Raw genomic sequence first — 17430 nt, forward strand, 5'->3', positions numbered from 1 at the left:
CGCGATGGACAGTGACACGTTCGTCTACACCACCTACATCCGGACCACCCCCGATGAGCTGTGGCAGGCCCTCACCGAGCCGGAGCTCACCCGCCGCTACTGGGGCGTGTCCTTCGAGACGACGTGGACCCCGGGCGCGGCCATGGTCTGGGACGAGGCCGGCCGCAGGACCGTGGACCCGGATCAGGTGGTCCTCGAGGCCAGGCCCGGCCGCCTCCTCTCGTACACCTGGCACACCTTCACCAAGGACTGGGCCGACGCCGTGCGTCTCGAACAGGAGGCGTACGAGCGCCTCGCCCGCGAGCCGCGGTCCCGGGTGACCTTCGTGATCGAGCCGTCCGGCGACACCGTCAAGCTCACGGTCACCCATGGCGGCCTGGCGCCCGACGGGATCATCAAGGACCTGATCGGCGAGGGCTGGCCCGCCTTGATCTCCAGCCTCAAGTCCCTTCTGGAGACGGGCGAGGAACTCCCGGAGCCGCCCCGCTGAACCGCTCCCCGGGCACCCGGCCCCCTCGGGCCGCCCGCTCGCCCATTCGAGTCGTCTCGCCCCCGACTCCGCCGCCACGCCCGGCGCCTTGATCATCTTTTTCTCCTCTCATCCGTTTTGATGCTGCGGTCGGCACCGCCCGCCGACGCCGCCGCATGAAGGGGAGGGTGTCCGACGTGACGTCACGCCGATCCGCACGAGGGTGGGGGGCGCTCTCCCTGGCTGTCGGTGCCGTGCTCGTCAGCACCGCCGCCCAGTCCCCGGACCGGGACGCCGCACGCGAGCGGTGGGGCGCCGCCTCCCAGGTCGTCGGTGCCGTCGTCTCGGTCGACGGCTGCGCCGCCGCCGACGGCCTGTGCTCCGCCCCTCCCCACGCGGTCGTGCTCGGCGGCGACCGCGTCCTGACGGGCCGCCCGTTCACGCTGGACCCGGAGGCCTCCGGGCCCGTGGAGCTCGTGCTCCGCACCCCCGGCGTGCTCGCCGACGTCAACGTCACGGACCAGCGGGGCCGGCGGATCGCCGGAGCGCAGAGCGCGGACCGCACCCGGTGGACCAGTGCCGCCCCCCTGCCGGCCGGCGCCCGCTACGCGGCCCGACTCGTCGTCGACGGGGTGCGGCCCGGCAGCCCGCGCCGCGCCCGCCTCGACTTCCGGACCGGCCCGGTGCCGGCCGGGGAGAGGCTCACCGCCACCTTCGGGCCGGAGGACGGCGGCACGTACGGGGTGGGGCGGCCGGTTACCGCCGAGCTCAGCCTGCCCGTTCCGGAGGACGCCCCGTACGCCCGCCGCGCCGTGGAACGGGCGCTCGACGTCCGGGTCGAACCCCATGTCGAGGGCGCCTGGCACTGGGTCGACGACCGCACCCTCCACTACCGGCCGCGCACGTACTGGCCCGCACGGGCCACGGTCCGCGTGCACAGCGGCCTCGACGGCGCCCGCCTCGGCGGCGGTCTCTACGGTGGCCCCTCACGCCCCCTCACGTTCACCACCGGGCCCCGGATCGAGGCCGTCACCGACGTGTCGGCCCACGAGATGACGGTGTTCCGCGACGGGGAGCTGCTGCGGGCGCTCCCGGTCACCACGGGGAAGGCCGGGTACCGCACGAGGAGCGGCATCAAGGTGGTCCTCGGCAAGGAGCCCCTGGTCCGCATGCGCGGCGACTCCATCGGCATCACCCGCGGCGCCAAGGACTTCTACGACCTCAAGGTGCGCTGGGCCACCCGGGTGACCTGGAGCGGCGAGTACCTGCACGCCGCCCCCTGGTCGCTCGACGCCCAGGGCAGCGAGGACGTCAGCCACGGCTGTACGGGGATGAGCACCGAGGACGCCGCCTGGCTCTTCAGCACCGTGCGCGAAGGGGACCTCGTACGGGTCGTCCACGGGTACGGACAGCCGATGACGCCCTTCGACAACGGCTTCGGCGACTGGAACCTCGGCTGGCCCGAGTGGCTCCGCGGCAGCGCCCTCGCCGCCGGAGCCACGGGCCCTGACGGGAGGTCCGCCGCCGGAGCCCTCAGTCCGACCCTCTGACCTCCGGCGCCTCGTCCCCCGGAGCCGGAGCCGGAGCCGGAGCCGTGGCCGGCGTCGTGGGCACGGGTTCGCCGAGGCTCAGCCGGGGCCGTCGCTGGAGCCCGGCGCCCACCAGTACGCCAAGGGCGATCGACGCCACCGTGACGACCATCGTCACGAGACTGTCGAGACCGCCCGCCGTGTCGCCCTGGACGATGATCTCCGAGACGCTGGTGAGGCCGACCGCGCCGGGGACGAGGAGCCAGAAGCACGGCAGGAACACGACCTGGTCCGGCGTGTGCGACCGCCGCTCGATCCAGGTCGCCATCGGCGGCAGGAGCATGCCCGCCGCGAAGGCGCCGAAGGTCGCCCCGGCGAACTCGGAGGCCACCGACTGCACCAGGCGTTCGACGAGCAGCGCGCCCAGGAGCCAGCCGGTGACGCGCGGCGGGGCGGAGAAGTACAGCAGGAAGCCGAAGCCCAGCAGCAGCACCCCGGCCCACGCCGCCCAGGCGCCGAGCGCCTCGGCCGCGGGGCCGCCCGCCGGGCGGGCCCGCAGGAGTTCGGTGCCGACCAGGATGCCGAGGGCCAGGAGCAGCAGGACGTTCACGGCTCCGGCGAGCCGCGCGATGCCCGACAGGGCGGCTCCGGTGGCGAGTTCGATGGCGCCCAGGGTCAGGGCGGCGCCCGGCAGGAAGGCGATGAGCGGCGGGATGTACAGGACGGTGGGGTTCTCGTGCAGGAGCGGTCCGGCCCAGCGCAGCGATACCGCCGTGACCAGGATCGCGGCGATCACCGGAAGGGCCGTGCGGGCCGCCGGGAGCCGGTCGCCGAAGAGCCGGAGCAGACCGACGCCCGCGCCGAGCACCGCGTACCCGATGACGGCCGGGACGGTCGCGTGCCGCATCGCGCCGAGGCCGACGGTGAGGAGCACGTACCCGAGGACGGTGGCGGCCGGGCTGAAGCGCTCGGGCCTGTCCCTGACCTCCCGCATGGTGTGGCGCGCCTCGTCGAAGGGCACCTCCCGCGCCCGCATCCGCTCGACCAGCGTCTGCAGCGCCTCCACCTGGTCGAGGCGGAGGGCGGGGCCTTCGACCGGGGCGAAGTCCAGCTCGCCGCCCCGCCCGTCGGGGCCGCCGCCGACCCGTACGAAGAGGCCCGTGGGGACCACGAAGGAGCGCACCCGCATTCCGTAGCGGGCGGCCACGTCGTGCAGCACCCGCTCCACCTCGGCGGTCCGCTCCCCGGCGCGCAGCAGTTCGGCGCCGAGCTCGCAGAGCAACGCGGCCAGGTCCCGCAGCCGTTCGCGTCCGGCGCTCTCGGCCTCCGGCACGGTGACGGTGCGGCCGCCGCGCCGGCGGGGCCGCAGCGCGGCGGCCCGCCGGGCGAGAGCGCGCACATCAAGACGGGACAAAAGGCGCATTCGGGAAAGTTAGCAGGACAGCGGCGGTACCACCGTCCTGGACCGCCTCACACCCGCCCGCCGCCCTGCGTGTCCGAGGACAGGCGCTGCGCCGCGTAGATCGGGACCACGGAGAGCAGCACGAGCGCCGCCGCCACCACGTTCACCACGGGCGCCTGCTGAGGGCGGGTCATGTTGTTGAAGATCCACACCGGCAGGGTCTGCACCCCGGGTCCCGCCGTGAAGGTCGTCACCACGATCTCGTCGAAGGACAGGGCGAAGGCGAGCAGTCCGCCCGCGACCAGGGCCGAGCGCAGCAGCGGGAAGGTGATGTCCCAGAAGACGCGGAAGGTGTGCGCCCCCAGGTCCATCGCCGCCTCCTCGTACGAGCCGGGCAGCCGCCGCAGCCGCGCCACCACGTTGTTGAAGACGACCACGATGCAGAAGGTGGCGTGGCCGACGACCACCGTGAACATCCCGAGCCCCACACCGAGCGGCTCCAGGACCGTCCCGAAGGCCGAGTTGAGCGCGATGCCGGTGACGATGCCGGGCAGCGCGATCGGCAGCACCACCGCGAACGAGACGGCCTCGCGTCCGAAGAAGGAGTACCGCTGCACCGCGAAGGCGATGAGCGTGCCCAGCACGAGTGCCACCGCCGTCGCCGCGACACCGGCCCGGACCGAGGTCCACAGCGCGGCGCGGGCGCCCTCGTTGTCCCAGGCGGCCGCCCACCAGTCGAGCGTGAGACCGGGCGGCGGCCAGCTCGCCGAGCGGTCCGGGTTGAGCGAGCCGAGCAGCACGAGCAGCAGCGGCAGGTAGATCGCCGCGAAGCCGAGACCGGCGGCGGTGCGCAGCGCGATCCGCGCGGGTCGGGAGAGGTTCATCGGTCGCGGTCCTTCCGGCCGGTCACAGGCTGCGCAGCGCACCGGAGCGCCGCACCGCGAGCAGGTACACCACGATCACGGCCACCGGTACGGTGCCGAGCGCGGCCGCCAGCGGCAGGTTCAGGGTGACGTTGGAGTAGACGAGGTTGCCGATCAGCTGGGTCTTGCCGCCGACGATCTGCACGGTGATGTAGTCGCCGAGGCTGAGGGAGAAGGTGAAGACGGACCCGGCGGCCACCGCCGGCCGCACCAGCGGCAGCACCACCGAGACGAACGTCCGCCAGGTCCTCGCCCCGAGGTCCGCCGACGCGTGCAGCAGGCTCTCGGGGAGCTGGGCGAGCGCGGTGTGGATCGGCAGCGCCATGTACGGCAGCCAGAGGTACGTGAGGACGAGCACCGTCGCCGTGAGCCCGTACCCCGGTCCGCTCAGACCGAACGGCCGCAGCGCCCAGTCCAGCGGCCCCCCTTCGGAGAGGATCAGCCGCCACGCGTACACCTTCACGAGGTAGCCGGCCCACAGCGGCATCAGCATCGCCACCACGAACAGCGGACGGCGGCGGGGGTGTGCGACCCGCGCGGTGTAGAAGGCGAGCGGGAAGGCGATGACGGCGCAGAGCGCGGTCACGGCGAGCGCGACGCCGATCGTGCGCAGGGCGACCGTCCGGTAGACGGGGGAGGTGACGAGCTCCTCGAAGTTCTGCGAGGTCCAGATCCGGACGACCTCGGAGGTGAAGGTGTCGGTCGACCAGAACGCGGAGAGGAACAGCGCCGCGAGCGAGCCGAGGTAGGCGAGGACCAGCCACAGCAGCGGGGCGGTGAGCAGGGCCGCGAGGCGCAGCCGGGGCCGCCGGTGCAGGGCCCCGGCGAACCGCCGGACGGCGCTCCGGCCGGGGCCGGCGGCTCGCGTCGCGGAATCGGGGGATAGCCCGGGGGAGAGTGCGGTCATGGCGCCGGGGTCAGCCCTTGATCTCGGTCCAGGCCTGGACCCACTTGGCGTACGGGACACAGCGCGTGTCCGTCCGGCCGTCCAGGCACTGCTCGATGGGCGTGGTCCAGAAGTGCACCCGCTTCCAGTACGCCTCGTCGGCGGCGTGGAAGACGGCGCAGTGGTTCTTGTCGGCGGTCTCGGCGCACGACTTCGCGTTGGCCGGGGCCTCGCCGAAGTACTCGGCGACCTGGGCGTTGGTCTTCGGCGACACGATCCAGTCGAGCCACTTGTAGGCGCAGGCGGGGTGCTTGGCCTTCGCCGAGACCATCCAGGTGTCGGACCAGCCGGTGGAGCCCTCCTTCGGCAGCACCGCCTCGACCTTCCCGCCCTCGGCCTGGGTGAGGTTGGCGATCACCTGCCAGCTGGTGCCGACGACCGAGTCGCCGCTCTTGAAGGCGGAGATCTCCTTGAGGTAGTCGCTCCAGTACTCGCCGATGTGCGCGTTCTGCTCCTTGAGCAGGGCCACGGAGGCGTCGAACTGCTTCTGGTCGAGGGCGTAGGGGTTCTCGATCCCCAGCTCGGGCTTGGTGGCCCCGAGGTACAGGGCCGCGTCCGCGAGGTAGATCGGGGAGTCGTAGGCGGTGACCTTGCCGCTGTGCGCCGAGGCCTTGTCGAAGACGGCGGACCAGGAGTCGGGGGCGGGCTTCACCTTGTCCGTGTCGTACATGAGGAGGTTGGCGCCGCGGCCGTGCGGGATGCCGTAGGCGACGCCCTTGACGGAGTTCCACTCCTTGTTCTTGAGCCCGGCGAAGACGTCGGCGTAATTCGGGACGAGCGCGGTGTTCACGGGGGCGGCGTCGCCGGAGGCGATCAGGCGGAGGGAGGCGTCGCCGGAGGCCGAGACGGCGTCGTACGCGCCGGTCTTCATCAGCGAGACCATCTCGTCGGAGGTGGCGGCGGTCTTGGTGTTGACCTGGCAGCCGGTCTGCTTCTCGAAGGCGCTGACCCAGTCGACCTTCGGGTCGTTGGAACCGTCCTCGACGTATCCGGCCCAGGCGACGAGGTTGACCTCGCCCTCGGTCTCGCCGAGCGCGGTCGGCGCCTTCAGGTCGGGCGGGTTGAGGCCGCCGGACTTCCCGGAACCCGCCGGGTCGGCCGATCCGCAGGCGGTGACGAGGAGCAGCCCGGAGAGGGCGGCTGCGGTCAGGAAGGAGCGGTGCGGGCGCACGTGGTTCTCCGTTGCGTGAGGGGGACGGGACGGGGAGGGGCCTGGTCGCTTGCGAGGGCTTCGGGACGTACGGGTCTCCGTGACCTACGGGGTCGTGGTGACGTGCGGGGACTCCGGAACCTCTGGGGTCTCCGGGACGCGCACGGCGTGGCTCGGGTGCCACTGGAGGCCGATCCGGGCGCCCCGGAAGGCGGCGAGGTCGGCGGAGGAGGTCTCCAGGTTCTGCTGGAGCGCGGTGAGCCGGCCGCCGCCGTCGAGGTCGACCAGGAAGCGGGTGGAGTCGCCGAGGTAGACGACCTCCGCGACCGTGCCGGCGACGGTGGCGTGACCGGGGTCGCCGGGCGCCTTGTGGTCGGAGAGGATCCGGATCTTCTCCGGCCGGATGCTGTACGTGCCGGGCGCCCCGACCACCCGGCGCGCGGCGTCTCCGCGCAGCAGGTTGGAGGTGCCGACGAATCCGGCGACGAACGGGGTCGCGGGGTGCTCGTAGATCTCGGCGGGGGCGGCGACCTGTTCGATCCGGCCCTGGTGGAAGACGGCGATGCGGTCGCTCATCGTCAGGGCCTCCTCCTGGTCGTGGGTGACGAACACGAAGGTGATGCCGACCTCGCGCTGGATCGCCTTGAGTTCGACCTGCATCCGTTCGCGGAGCTTGAGGTCGAGCGCCCCGAGGGGTTCGTCGAGGAGGAGCACGCGGGGGCGGCCGACGAGCGCGCGGGCGAGGGCGACCCGCTGGCGCTGGCCGCCGGAGAGCTCGGCGGGCCGGCGCCGGCCGAGCCCGTCGAGGCCGACCTGGACGAGGGCGGCCCGGGCGCGCACCAGGCGCTCGGCGCGGGGCACGCCGCGGACCTTGAGGCCGTAGGCGACGTTCTGTTCGACCGTCATGTGCGGGAAGAGCGCGTAGTCCTGGAAGACGGTGTGCACGTCCCGCTCGAAGGGGGCGAGCCGGGTGACGTCGCGGCCCGCCAGCTCCACGGTGCCGGCGGTCGGCGCCTCGAAGCCTGCGATCATCCGCAGCACGGTCGTCTTCCCGGAGCCCGAGGGGCCGAGCATCGAGAAGAACTCGCCGTCGGCGATGTCCAGGTCCACCCCTGCCACGGCCTCGGTCCGTCCGTAGGTCTTGCGCAGTCCCGTCAGCCGGATCGCCATTCCCTCCATGGGCGGGAACCTTTCTGGTGCGGTGGAGCGTTGCTCGGGCGTGGGCGTAAACATATGAAGTCATAGTTCAAATCTCAAGACCCCTTTAAGGTAAAGCCTGAGTCAACGCCCGACGCGCGAGGTGGTTAACCGTGAGACCGAACGGCAGGCCGGACGACGGCGGAGGCGCGGCCGGGACGGGCGCCGCCCGCAGGGCCGTCTTCACCCCCGTCGACACCCGCGCCCGGGTCGACACCGTCGTCCGCCGCATCGGCGACGCCATCGAGCTCGGACTCCTCGCCGACGGGGAACAGCTGCCCGGCGAGACCGAACTCGCCGGACAGCTGGGCGTCTCCACCGTCACGCTGCGGGAGGCCCTCATGGCCCTGCGGCACCAGGGACTCGTCACCACCCGCAGGGGCCGGGGCGGCGGCAGCTTCGTCACGCTGCCCGACGACCCGCCCGAGGAGCGGCTGCGCGCCCGCCTCGCCGACTGGTCCACCGAGGAACTCCGCGACCTCGGCGACCACTGGGCCGCCGTCTCCGGCGCCGCCGCCCTGCTCGCGGCCCGCCGCACCCAGCCCGGAGACCTGCACACCCTCATCCGCACGGTCGAGGAACTCGCCGCCGCCGCGGACCCGGCGACCCGCAGCAGGCTCTACGGCCGCTTCCACGTCGAGCTGGCCGCCGCGGCCCAGTCCGCGCGCCTCACCCGCGAGGAGATCGCCCTGCAGACGGACCTGGGCGCGCTCCTCTGTCTCGTCCTCGACGACCCCGCGCATCTGGGCGATGTGTCGGATCGTCACCGCGCCGTGATCTCCGCCGTGCAGGATGAGGCCGACGAGCGGGCCAGAACGCTCGCCGAGACGTGCGTACGGGAGTCAGTGGGGCGGCTGATCGCGCTGCGCCTCGGCCACCCCGTCCGCGCAACCGAGCCTCGTCCCGAGGAGGACACGCATGGGCAGGAGCACCGGGCTCGCGGGCCCCGCGGGGGCCGTCACTGACACGGACCGGGCGGCCGCGACCGTCGACCCGGCCCGGTACGGGGCCCCCGTGAGCGAGGCCGTGAGCCGGTCCGGGGGCGAGGATCCGGTCGGGGAGGTCGTGCGCCGGGTCCAGGAGTCCCTCGAAGAGGTCTTCGCCGCCGTCGCCGGGACCGGTGCCGACACCGGCGCGCTGCTCGCCGACGTCTCCGCTGCCGGCCGCGCGCCCGTCGCCGCCGACCTGGAGGCCCTCCGCCCCGGCCTGCGCGCCCGGCTCGCCGCACACCCCCTCGTCTCCGGTGTCGGCTTCGTCGCCGCGCCGGGTCTCCTGGCCGACGTACCCGGCTGGCTGGAGTGGTGGCAGCGGGGCCCCGGCGGAGCCGTCCGGCCGCTGGTGCTCGACCTCGACCCGGAGCACTCCGCCTACTCCGACTACACGCACTGGGACTGGTACACCCTGCCGCGCGAGACCGGGCGACGGGCCGTCGCCGGGCCCTACGTGGACTACCTGTGCTCCGACGAGTACAGCCTCACGCTCTCCGCGCCGGTCGACCTCGGCGGCCGGTTCGCGGGCGTCGCCGCCGCCGACGTCTACCTGCGCCACTTCGAGGCGGCCGTGCTTCCGGTGCTCCAGCGGCTTCCCGCCCCGGCCCGGCTCGTCAACGCGCGGGGCCGCGTCGCCGCCTCCACCGATCCGGCCCATCTCACCGGATCGCTCACCAGGGGCGCCGACTTCGCCGCCGTCCTCGCCGGACCGCCCGCGGGGCACCGGGCGGACGGCCTCCGGCTCCGGCCCTGCGGCGGAACCCCGCTGGTCCTGGTCACGACGGACGGCTGACGGGGATCACAGCCCCGCCAGCAGGCCCTCCAGGGGCGACGGCGCCCGCGCGCCGCCGAGTGCGTCCACCAGCAGCGTGCCGTAGCGGATCTTGCGGCCCTTCTTCGTGCCGAGGAAGCGCCGCAGCTGCTGGGACCGGGGCCGCCCGTGCTGGGCGGGCTGGCTCAGGAAGGTCTGCCAGGGGCGCAGGTCGCCCTCCACCCGGATGATCTCCTCGACCCTCTCCGGACCCAGCGTCCGGATGAGCTCGTCCTCCAGGTCCGCCACGCAGACGAAGAAGTCACGGTCGGGCGCACCGGCCCGGCGCAGCCCCCGCTCGTAGTAGCCCTGCTCGCGTTCGTCGCACAGACCCGTCAGGCGCAGGTCGAGACCGGGCGGCCCGAGCAGTTCCGCGTACCGGGCGACGCTCATCGCCCCGCCCATCGCCACCACGCACACGCCGTCCGCGGCGAGGTCCCGGCCGCGCGTCGCGGCCAGCGCCGCGACGGCCGCGACGTCACTCGGTCCCTCCAGGAGCACCGCCGTCCGCAACCCCAGGTCCACGGCCAGGCCCCTGGCCGCCTCCCCGTCGGAACCGCCCGCCGCCCAGCGGCTCATCTCGTCCTGGAACGCCCTCGTGTCTGCCATGGGGCGAGTCTGCCCGGCCGCGGCCCGTCACGGCATCGCATATTCGTGCCCGCGCCGGCTCCGCAACGCTCGTGCTCAATACACCTAGTCGTTCACCGCGGTCAGCAGCACCACCGCGTCCTCCAGGGCCGTCAGCCCGTGCCGTTCCTTCGGGATCATCCGCAGCGTGCCCGCCGGCAGCTCCTCCGCCCACCCCGCCGCCGTCAGGTTCACCCGGCCCCGCAGCACCTGGAGGCTCGCGGCCGGGGGCGCGTTGTGCTCGTCCAGGGAGGTGCCCGAGGTCAGGGCGATGACGGTCTGCCGCAGCACGCCGTCGTGCATGATCCGGTGGGCGCTGCGCCCGTGCGGTGCCGTACGGGCCGCGGCCAGGTGCTCGTCGGCGAGGGCGGTGAGGTCCAGCATCATGACTCTCCCTGCGGGATGCGCGGACGGATACCCCCAGCCTCCCGTGTGGCGTCCCGGACGCAACTCGGGACCACCGGTCGAGCCGCGGCCACCACCGCGAGCCCGGCGGCGGCGACGCACGCCCCCGCCGCGAGGAGCGCGGCGGGCCAGCCGTGCGCCCCGTACAGCCAGGACCCGGCGAGGGAGCCGAGCGCCCCGCCGGCGAACGTGGCGAGCATGAAGACCGTGTTGACGCGGGCCGCCACCGCCCGGCCGATCCCGAAGATCCGGGCCTGGTTCGCCACCTGGCACGAGCTGACCCCGACCACGAGGAGGTTCGCGCCCGCCACCAGGGCCGAGGGGGAGGACGGGGCGAGCCCCGCCAGAGCGAGACCGACTCCCGCGCAGCCCAGACCTCCGGCGTTCACCGCCGAGGCCCCGTACCGGTCGGCCAGCGGCCCGGCGGCCGCCGACAGCAGCGCCGCCGGCAGGGTCAGCAGCCCGAAGAGACCCGCCGCCCCCGGCCCGTAGCCGAGCGGCGGCGCGGCCAGGTGGAAGGCGAGGACGGACCAGAAGACGCTGAACGCGGCGAACACACAGGCGCCGACCAGCGCGGAGGTCCGCAGCTCGCGGTGGACCGCGAGGAGCCGCGGGAGCCCGGCCAGCAGCCCGGCGTAGCGGGTGTGCCCCGGCGGCCCGAGACGCTCGGGCAGCCGGCGGGGCAGGACCGGGAGCAGCGCGGCCGTGGCCACGGCCGCGACACCGTAGGCGACGCGCCAGCTCCCGCTCGCGTCGGTCACGGCGCCCGACACCGTACGGGACAGGGTCGAGCCGAGGGTCAGGCCGAGGCCCACCAGGCCCACGACCCGGCCCCGCCTGCCCGGTCCGGCGAGCACCGCCGCCACCGGGGTGAGGATCTGCGGCAGCACCGTGGTGGTGGAGAGCGCGAGCGTCGCGAGCGTCAGCGTCAGGACGTCGGGCGCCGCCGCGGCGACGAGCAGGGCGGTACTGGTCAGCGCGAGCAGCACCGAGGTGAGGCGGCGCAGCCGCGCGGAGTCGGCGAGCGGCACGAGCAGCAGGATGCCGAGCGCGTAGCCGATCTGCGCGGCCGAGGCGATCAGCCCCGCCGTCCGCTCCGACACGTCCAGGCCGTGCGCCACGGCGGCGAGCAGCGGCTGCGGGAAGTAGATGTTGGCGACGGTGACCGCCCCCGCGACGGCGAGGAGCGGGACGTTCAGGGGGCGGGCGGCAGCGGGGGCGAGAGGGCGTGGGGCCACGGAGGCTCTTCCGTACGGGGGAGGGGGACGCCTCAAGGCTCCTCGCCGCGAGCCCACCGGATCAAGGTGTCATCATGAAACCGGCGTTGAGCCACGCTCAACGATCAGCGGATACGGGGAAGGGCGGAGCCGGTGCTCGAACGGTACGAACTGGAGGCGTTCCTCACGCTCGCCGAGGAACTCCACTTCGGGCGCACCGCCGAGCGCCTCGGTGTCTCCACCGGCCGGATCAGCCAGACCGTGAAGAAGCTGGAGCGGCGCGTCGGCACCCCCCTCTTCGCCCGCACCAGCCGCAGCGTCCGGCTCACCCCCGTCGGTCACGCCCTGTACGAGGACCTCCTGCCCGCGTACCGGCAGATGGGGGCGGCCCTCGAACGCGCCGCCGCCGCCGGGCGCGGCGTCCAGGGTCGGCTGCGCGTTGGCTTCGGCACTCCCTGGGGCGCCGAACTGCTCACGGCCGCCGCCGACACCCTGCTCGCCCGCCACCCCGGCTGCGAGATCACCGTCCACGAGGTCCCCCTCGACGGCGGGGTCCGCGCCCTCCGGGACGGGACCCTCGACGTCCAGTACGCCGCCTTCCCCGTACACGAACCGGACCTCACCACCGGTCCCGTCCTCGTCACCGACGAGCGGGTCCTGCTCCTGCCCGCCGGTCACCCGCTGGCCGGCCGCGCCTCCCTCGGCCCGGAGGACCTCGCGGGCCTCGACCTGATCGCCCCCGGCGGTGCCACCCCCGACCACTGGGCCGACCACCACTATCCCCGCCGCACCCCGTCCGGCGCCCCCGTCGGCCGGGGACCGGCCGCCGCCACCTGGCAGGAGGTCCTCTCCCATGTGACGGCCGGCCGCGGAGCCTCCCCCGGCGCGGCCCGTGGCGCCCGGTACCACCCCCGGCCCGGCATCGCCTACGTCCCCCTGCGGGACGTCCCGCCCCTGGAGTACGGCCTGGTGTGGCCCACCGCCTCCGACTCGGCCCTGCTCAGGGCCTTCGTGACCGAGGTCGGGGCGGGGCGTGACCCGCTCAACGGCCCTTCGGATCAAGGAGATTGATACGCCGACTCGATGGACAACAGCACCATCTACACCTACCCGGACAGCAAGTTCGGCCCGGACACCCTGAAGGCCCTGAAGGCGTTCCAGTCCTATTGGGGCCTCGAGGCGGACGGCGTGGTCGGCCCCGCCACCGGCACCAAGCTCATGGAAATGATCTACATGGACGCCAACCGGCACATCGGCAGCGCCAACAACACCTGGTGCAGCGGGCACCTCCCGACGTACAGCTAGTCCGTACCCCGGTCCGCCTCCCGTGCGACGAGGACACCCGCGAGGTGGTCGTAGGCCACGTGCGCGTGGAGGCGGACGCCGGTGACGAGGGTGTCGTCGTCCGCGTAGAAGCGCGGATTGTGGTTGGTGACGAGGCCGCGCCCGCCCTTCACCGGCACCGGACGCCCGGCCGCGTCCGGCGTGGCGTCCTGGACGCCGAGCATCACGTACAGGCCGCCGAACCGGGCGATGAACTCCGAGACGTCGTCGTACCCGAGCGTCGCCCCCGTCTCCACCAGGCGGTCCGCGCCGACGACCCGGCGGAAGGTGGGCAGCCCCGCCGCCACCCAGGGCGCGCTGTTGTGTACGGGCGGCACGGGCTGCAGGTACTCCACTGCGGCCGTCGCGCCGTACGCCGCCGCGGAGTGCTCGGCCAGCGCCGTGAGACGGTGCCGCACCTCGGCCATGTCGGACTCCACGGCGCAGCGGACCGTGCCCCACAGGGTCACCGTCTCGCCGATGATGTTGAACCGGCCCACGTCCTCGACGTGTCCGATCGTCACGGTGACCGGGTCGAACGCCGAGACCTGCCGGTACAGCTGGCCGATGCCGGTGAGGATCGCGCCGGCCGCCGGCATCGGGTCGATCCCCTCCCAGGGGGTGGAGCCGTGCACCTGCTTGCCGGTGACGACGACGCGGACCAGGGTGGAGGCGCCGTACTGGTTGCCGGTCCGGTAGCCCACGTACCCCTTCGGATACGGCGTGACGTGCATGCCGAAGGCCATCGTCGGCACCGGGTCGGCGAAGGCGCCCGCCTCGACCATCGCCCGTGCCCCGCCCTCCTCCGTCACCGGCGGGCCTTCCTCGGCGGGCTGGAAGACGAACAGGACCGTGCCGGGGAGCCGGTCGCGGATCCCCGCGAGGACCGTCGCCGCGCCCATGAGCATCGCCGTGTGGCAGTCGTGCCCGCAGGCGTGGGACACGGGGAACGGGCCGCCCGGGTAGTCGGCGTCCACCGTCTCGGAGGCGAAGTCCGCCCCGCAGAGGTCCCTGACCGGCAGCGCGTCCATGTCCGCCCGCAGTGCCACGACCCGCCCGCCGTCCGGGGCCGCCCCGCGCAGGACGCCCACGACCCCGGGCCCCGCGATGCCCGTGCGGACCTCGTCGAGGCCCAGGGCGCGCAGATGGTCCGCCACCAGCCGGGCCGTGTTCACCTCGCGGTTGGGCAGCTCCGGGTGGCGGTGCAGGTGACGTCGCCAGGCCACCACCCGCTCCGACACCTCCGCCGCGCGCTCGTCCAGGTCGCGGTGGATCGACTCGCCGCTCAACGGGGACTCCCTCTCGTACCGGCTGACGCCGTGGCCCTGGGAACCGTGCCCGACCAGACTGCCACCGGGGAGGCGCCACGGCATCACCACGGTCGGCACGGTCGGGCCGCGACGCCGCCTCCCGTCAGCCGACAGGGCCCACCGGGGCGCTGCTGCGTCCCTCGTCCCTGCCGCTGAGCTCGGCGTCGAGCGTCTCCTGCGCGACCCGCATGGTCTCGGCGTACACCGGGTCCTTCAGCCGCCGCCACATCTCGTCCTCCGCGACGTCCTCGACGCGGCAGATCACCCACCAGATGTTGCCGAAGGGGTCGCGGACCCGCCCGCCGCGCTGCCCGAACGCGTCGTCGGCGAGAGGGGTCACGACCCGGGCGCCGGCGGCGGCCGCCCGGTCGAACGCCTCGTCCGCGTCGGCCACGAACACGCGCAGCAGGCTCGGCAGGACGGGCCAGTCCGCACGCCGGTCGAAGGCCGGCACGACGGTGTCGCCGACCCGGATCTCACCGTGACCCACCGCTCCGTCCTCGGTGACCACCCGGGCCAGTTCCTCACCGCCGAACGCCCGGGCGACGAAGTCGAGGAAGGCCCCCGTGTCGTCGGTGACGACCCAGGGCGCCACGGTCGTGTACCCCTTCGGAACGGTGCCGTCGTGCTCGGACATCACGCTGATCCCTTCGCCGATGTGCCCTCGTCGTCGTACGGGAGTCACGCTAGGAGCGAAGTAGGTCAGGTCCTGTCCGACATGACCGCTCAGGCGGGCGAGCCCACCGCGTCCGGGCCGCTCCGCGCGATGATCGCCGCCGTGTCCACGCCCGCCGGCAGCGTGCCGAAGGCCAGGCCCCGGTCGCCGTCGAGGCGCGAGGCGCAGAAGGCGTCGGCGACCGCCGGGTGGCCGTGCCGGACCAGCAGCGAACCCTGGAGGACCAGGGCGAGCCGCTCCACGAGCCGCCGCGCCCCGTACGCGACCGCGTCCGGGTCGCCGAGCCCGGCGAGGTCCTTCCGGAGGCCCGCGACGGCCGCGTCGAGCCTGCGGTCCGCCCCCGCGCCCCGGCCGACCTCCGCGAAGTACGCCTCCACCGCCTGCGGCTGACGCGCCATCGCCCGCAGCACGTCCAGCGCGGCGACGTTCCCGGAGCCCTCCCAGATGGACGGCAGCGGCGACTCCCGGTAGAGCCTCGGCAGGCCCGAGTCCTCGACGTAGCCGTTGCCGCCGAGGCATTCGAGCGCCTCGGCCGCGTGCGCGGGCGCCCGCTTGCAGACCCAGTACTTGGTCACCGCGAGCCCGAGCCTGCGCAGCTGCTCCTCCTCGGCGTCGCCGCGCGCCGCCCGGTCCACGGCGCCCGCGAGGCGCAGCGCCGCGACGGTGGCGGCCTCCGCCTCCACGGCCAGGTCGGCGAGGACGTTCCGCATCAGCGGCTGGTCCACGAGCCGCGCCCCGAACGCCTGGCGGTGCGTGGCGTGGTGCACGGCCTGCACGAGCCCGAGGCGCATCCCGGACGCGGAGCTGACGGCGCAGTCCAGCCGCGTCATGTTGACCATCCGGATGATGGTGGCCACGCCGCGACCCTCCTCACCGACCAGAAGGCCGACGGCGCCCTCGTACTCGATCTCGGAGGAGGCGTTGGACCGGTTGCCCAGCTTGTCCTTGAGGCGCTGGAGCCGGATCGCGTTGCGGCTGCCGTCGGGCAGCACCCGGGGCACCAGGAAGCAGGACAGGCCGCCGGGAGCCTGGGCCAGGGTGAGGAAGACGTCCGACATCGGCGCCGAGGTGAACCACTTGTGGCCGGTCAGCGCGTACTGACCGGGTTCGCCCGTGGGGACGGCACGGGTCGTGTTCGCCCGGACGTCGGAACCGCCCTGCTTCTCGGTCATCGACATCCCCGCGATGATGCCGCGCTTCTCCGTCGGCACCCGCAGGCCGAAGTCGTACGAGGAGGAGGTGAGCAGCGGCTCGTACACCTCCGCGAGCTCCGGCTGGACGCGCAGCGCGGGCACCGCCGCGTACGTCATGGAGACCGGACACAGGTGCCCCGCGTCCGCCTGCCCCCACACGAACAGCTTGGCCGCGCGGGCCACGTGCGCGCCCGGCCGCTCGTCGCGCCAGGGAGCCGCGTGCAGTCCGTGCCGCACGGCGGTGTCCATCAGCTCGTGCCAGTACGGGTGGAACTCGACCTCGTCGATCCGGTGGCCGTACCGGTCGTGGGTGTGCAGGACGGGGGAGTGGCGCTCGGCCAGCCGTCCCCACTCCTGGGCCTCCTCGCCCCCCGCCTTCGCCCCGAGCTCGCGGACCTCGGCCTCGGCCCAGCCCGCGCCCTCCCGGCGCAGCGCCTCCAGGAGCGCGGGGTCGGCGGAGACGTCGTAACCGGTCAGCGGTGGTGCCTGGTTGGTGACCTCATGGGTGGTCGGCATCGGGAGCTCCCAGTGCTCGCAGGGTGAAGGTGACGAGTGCGGGTACGGTGCCGGGTCCGACGGAGCCCTCCGCCAGCGGTCCGACGAGCGCCTCCGCGCCCGCCCCGACCAGCGCCGACGCCGTCAGGGCCGGGTCCTGCGGCGGCAGCTCGCCCGAGCGCACGCCCTCCCGGACGCGCGCGGCGAACACGTCCCGGAACGCCCGCCGGAAGACGAGCCGCTCGGCGTCGACGGCCGGGTCGACCGGTTCGGCGAGCAGCGCGTAGGCGAGGCGCGGCGCCTTCAGGGCCCGCTGGGCGAAGGTCTCTATGACGGCGACGACCCGCTCGGCCGCCGACGTGTGCGCGGGGTGCCCGGCCGCTTCGGAGACGGCCGCGACCTCCCGGCTCACCACGGTCCTGAACAGCTCGACGGCCAGTTCCGCCTTGCTCGGGAAGTGGCGGTACACGCTGCCCGTGGCGATGCCGGCGCGCGCGGCGACGGCGGCCATCGTGCAGCCCGCGTAGCCCTGCTCGGCGAGCAGCCGGAGGGCCGCGTCGACGACCGAGGCGCGCTGGGCGTCGAGCCGGGCCTGGACGGCGGGGGTGCGTCGGTACGGCATGGAAGGAGTGAAGCAGTGATTCAGTGCTTCATCAAGAGGTCGGAAGGCGGGGCGCGCCCCTCGTGACGGCTCCGGGACGCCGCACGCCCCTTCCCGGGACGGGAAGGGGGGGGGGGGCCGGCGGGGGTCGACCCTCAGCCCGGGAA

18 protein-coding genes are annotated in these 17430 nt (G+C 74.0%); 6 read left to right on the forward strand and 12 right to left on the reverse strand.

Annotated elements, in window-relative coordinates; all coding sequences use genetic code 11:
• The first annotated feature begins 4 nt into the window (after positions 1 to 4).
• On the forward strand, positions 5 to 490 hold the full coding sequence (locus ACFV2S_RS32345) for an SRPBCC family protein (protein ID WP_383787950.1): 486 nt from the start codon (positions 5 to 7) through the stop codon (positions 488 to 490).
• Positions 491 to 666: 176 nt separating this feature from the next.
• Positions 667 to 2019 (forward strand): Ig-like domain-containing protein, encoded by a 1353-nt coding sequence (locus tag ACFV2S_RS32350; RefSeq protein ID WP_385567337.1) that lies wholly within the window; start codon positions 667 to 669, stop codon positions 2017 to 2019.
• Here ACFV2S_RS32350 and ACFV2S_RS32355 read toward each other — a convergent pair.
• From ACFV2S_RS32355 to ACFV2S_RS32375, 5 genes are all read right to left on the reverse strand, one after another.
• On the reverse strand, positions 2003 to 3421 hold the full coding sequence (locus tag ACFV2S_RS32355; protein WP_385567342.1) for a threonine/serine exporter ThrE family protein: 1419 nt from the start codon (positions 3419 to 3421) through the stop codon (positions 2003 to 2005). The genes ACFV2S_RS32350 and ACFV2S_RS32355 overlap by 17 nt on opposite strands.
• A gap of 47 nt (positions 3422 to 3468) precedes the next feature.
• Positions 3469 to 4284, reverse strand: a complete 816-nt coding sequence (locus ACFV2S_RS32360) for an ABC transporter permease (RefSeq protein WP_385567347.1) — start codon at positions 4282 to 4284, stop codon at positions 3469 to 3471.
• 22 nt (positions 4285 to 4306) lie between these two features.
• Positions 4307 to 5230 (reverse strand): ABC transporter permease, encoded by a 924-nt coding sequence (locus ACFV2S_RS32365; protein WP_385567352.1) that lies wholly within the window; start codon positions 5228 to 5230, stop codon positions 4307 to 4309.
• Between the two features lie 10 nt (positions 5231 to 5240).
• Positions 5241 to 6440 carry an ABC transporter substrate-binding protein gene (locus ACFV2S_RS32370; protein ID WP_385567355.1) on the reverse strand — a complete coding sequence of 400 codons (1200 nt, stop codon included), beginning with the start codon at positions 6438 to 6440 and terminating at the stop codon, positions 5241 to 5243.
• A gap of 84 nt (positions 6441 to 6524) precedes the next feature.
• Complete coding sequence (locus tag ACFV2S_RS32375; protein ID WP_385567359.1) at positions 6525 to 7598, reverse strand: ABC transporter ATP-binding protein; 1074 nt, start codon at positions 7596 to 7598, stop codon at positions 6525 to 6527.
• Between the two features lie 131 nt (positions 7599 to 7729).
• Between ACFV2S_RS32375 and ACFV2S_RS32380 the strand changes: the two genes are divergently transcribed.
• Positions 7730 to 8581: a FadR/GntR family transcriptional regulator gene (locus tag ACFV2S_RS32380; protein ID WP_385567364.1), complete on the forward strand. Its 852-nt coding sequence runs from the start codon at positions 7730 to 7732 to the stop codon at positions 8579 to 8581.
• Positions 8535 to 9398 (forward strand): cache domain-containing protein, encoded by an 864-nt coding sequence (locus tag ACFV2S_RS32385; protein WP_385567368.1) that lies wholly within the window; start codon positions 8535 to 8537, stop codon positions 9396 to 9398. Before ACFV2S_RS32380 ends, ACFV2S_RS32385 begins: the two co-directional genes overlap by 47 nt.
• Positions 9399 to 9404: 6 nt before the next feature.
• On the opposite strand, the gene ACFV2S_RS32390 is transcribed toward ACFV2S_RS32385, so the two are convergent.
• The 3 genes from ACFV2S_RS32390 to ACFV2S_RS32400 all read right to left on the reverse strand — a co-directional run bounded on the left by ACFV2S_RS32390 (position 9405) and on the right by ACFV2S_RS32400 (position 11686).
• Positions 9405 to 10025, reverse strand: a complete 621-nt coding sequence (locus tag ACFV2S_RS32390; RefSeq protein ID WP_385567371.1) for a TOPRIM nucleotidyl transferase/hydrolase domain-containing protein — start codon at positions 10023 to 10025, stop codon at positions 9405 to 9407.
• A gap of 84 nt (positions 10026 to 10109) precedes the next feature.
• Positions 10110 to 10427: a cupin gene (locus ACFV2S_RS32395; protein ID WP_352019592.1), complete on the reverse strand. Its 318-nt coding sequence runs from the start codon at positions 10425 to 10427 to the stop codon at positions 10110 to 10112.
• A complete protein-coding gene (locus tag ACFV2S_RS32400; RefSeq protein WP_385567375.1) occupies positions 10427 to 11686 on the reverse strand; it encodes an MFS transporter in 1260 nt (419 codons plus the stop codon). The genes ACFV2S_RS32395 and ACFV2S_RS32400 overlap by 1 nt, the downstream gene beginning before the upstream one ends.
• 132 nt (positions 11687 to 11818) lie before the next feature.
• Here ACFV2S_RS32400 and ACFV2S_RS32405 point away from each other — a divergent pair, with 132 nt between their 5' ends.
• Together ACFV2S_RS32405 and ACFV2S_RS32410 are read left to right on the forward strand one after the other, a co-directional pair.
• Positions 11819 to 12736, forward strand: coding sequence for a LysR family transcriptional regulator (locus ACFV2S_RS32405; protein WP_385567379.1), 918 nt, complete (start codon positions 11819 to 11821; stop codon positions 12734 to 12736).
• A 12-nt stretch (positions 12737 to 12748) separates the two neighbouring features.
• Positions 12749 to 12970: a peptidoglycan-binding protein gene (locus tag ACFV2S_RS32410; protein WP_385567383.1), complete on the forward strand. Its 222-nt coding sequence runs from the start codon at positions 12749 to 12751 to the stop codon at positions 12968 to 12970.
• Here ACFV2S_RS32410 and ACFV2S_RS32415 read toward each other — a convergent pair.
• The 4 genes from ACFV2S_RS32415 to ACFV2S_RS32430 all read right to left on the reverse strand — a co-directional run bounded on the left by ACFV2S_RS32415 (position 12967) and on the right by ACFV2S_RS32430 (position 17284).
• Positions 12967 to 14277, reverse strand: coding sequence for a M20 family metallopeptidase (locus ACFV2S_RS32415; protein WP_385567387.1), 1311 nt, complete (start codon positions 14275 to 14277; stop codon positions 12967 to 12969). The two genes, ACFV2S_RS32410 and ACFV2S_RS32415, sit on opposite strands and share 4 nt — an antisense overlap.
• Positions 14278 to 14401: 124 nt before the next feature.
• Entirely contained in the window at positions 14402 to 14935 is a 534-nt protein-coding gene (locus ACFV2S_RS32420) for a VOC family protein (protein WP_385567390.1), read from the reverse strand.
• Positions 14936 to 15024: 89 nt separating this feature from the next.
• A complete protein-coding gene (locus ACFV2S_RS32425) occupies positions 15025 to 16683 on the reverse strand; it encodes an acyl-CoA dehydrogenase family protein (RefSeq protein ID WP_385567393.1) in 1659 nt (552 codons plus the stop codon).
• Positions 16667 to 17284 carry a TetR/AcrR family transcriptional regulator gene (locus ACFV2S_RS32430; RefSeq protein WP_385567396.1) on the reverse strand — a complete coding sequence of 206 codons (618 nt, stop codon included), beginning with the start codon at positions 17282 to 17284 and terminating at the stop codon, positions 16667 to 16669. The genes ACFV2S_RS32425 and ACFV2S_RS32430 overlap by 17 nt, the downstream gene beginning before the upstream one ends.
• Positions 17285 to 17430: the final 146 nt, after the last annotated feature.

The organism is Streptomyces sp. NPDC059695 (assembly GCF_042733785.1).
GTDB lineage: Bacteria > Actinomycetota > Actinomycetes > Streptomycetales > Streptomycetaceae > Streptomyces.

Coding starts and splice junctions, on each gene's coding strand:
- ACFV2S_RS32345 (WP_383787950.1), top strand. CDS start 5: ATGGACAGTGACACGTTCGTCTACACCACCTACATCCGGACCACCCCC.
- ACFV2S_RS32355 (WP_385567342.1), bottom strand. CDS start 3,421: ATGCGCCTTTTGTCCCGTCTTGATGTGCGCGCTCTCGCCCGGCGGGCC.
- ACFV2S_RS32360 (WP_385567347.1), bottom strand. CDS start 4,284: ATGAACCTCTCCCGACCCGCGCGGATCGCGCTGCGCACCGCCGCCGGT.
- ACFV2S_RS32365 (WP_385567352.1), bottom strand. CDS start 5,230: ATGACCGCACTCTCCCCCGGGCTATCCCCCGATTCCGCGACGCGAGCC.
- ACFV2S_RS32375 (WP_385567359.1), bottom strand. CDS start 7,598: ATGGAGGGAATGGCGATCCGGCTGACGGGACTGCGCAAGACCTACGGA.
- ACFV2S_RS32385 (WP_385567368.1), top strand. CDS start 8,535: ATGGGCAGGAGCACCGGGCTCGCGGGCCCCGCGGGGGCCGTCACTGAC.
- ACFV2S_RS32390 (WP_385567371.1), bottom strand. CDS start 10,025: ATGGCAGACACGAGGGCGTTCCAGGACGAGATGAGCCGCTGGGCGGCG.
- ACFV2S_RS32395 (WP_352019592.1), bottom strand. CDS start 10,427: ATGCTGGACCTCACCGCCCTCGCCGACGAGCACCTGGCCGCGGCCCGT.
- ACFV2S_RS32410 (WP_385567383.1), top strand. CDS start 12,749: ATGGACAACAGCACCATCTACACCTACCCGGACAGCAAGTTCGGCCCG.
- ACFV2S_RS32420 (WP_385567390.1), bottom strand. CDS start 14,935: ATGTCCGAGCACGACGGCACCGTTCCGAAGGGGTACACGACCGTGGCG.
- ACFV2S_RS32425 (WP_385567393.1), bottom strand. CDS start 16,683: ATGCCGACCACCCATGAGGTCACCAACCAGGCACCACCGCTGACCGGT.
- ACFV2S_RS32430 (WP_385567396.1), bottom strand. CDS start 17,284: ATGCCGTACCGACGCACCCCCGCCGTCCAGGCCCGGCTCGACGCCCAG.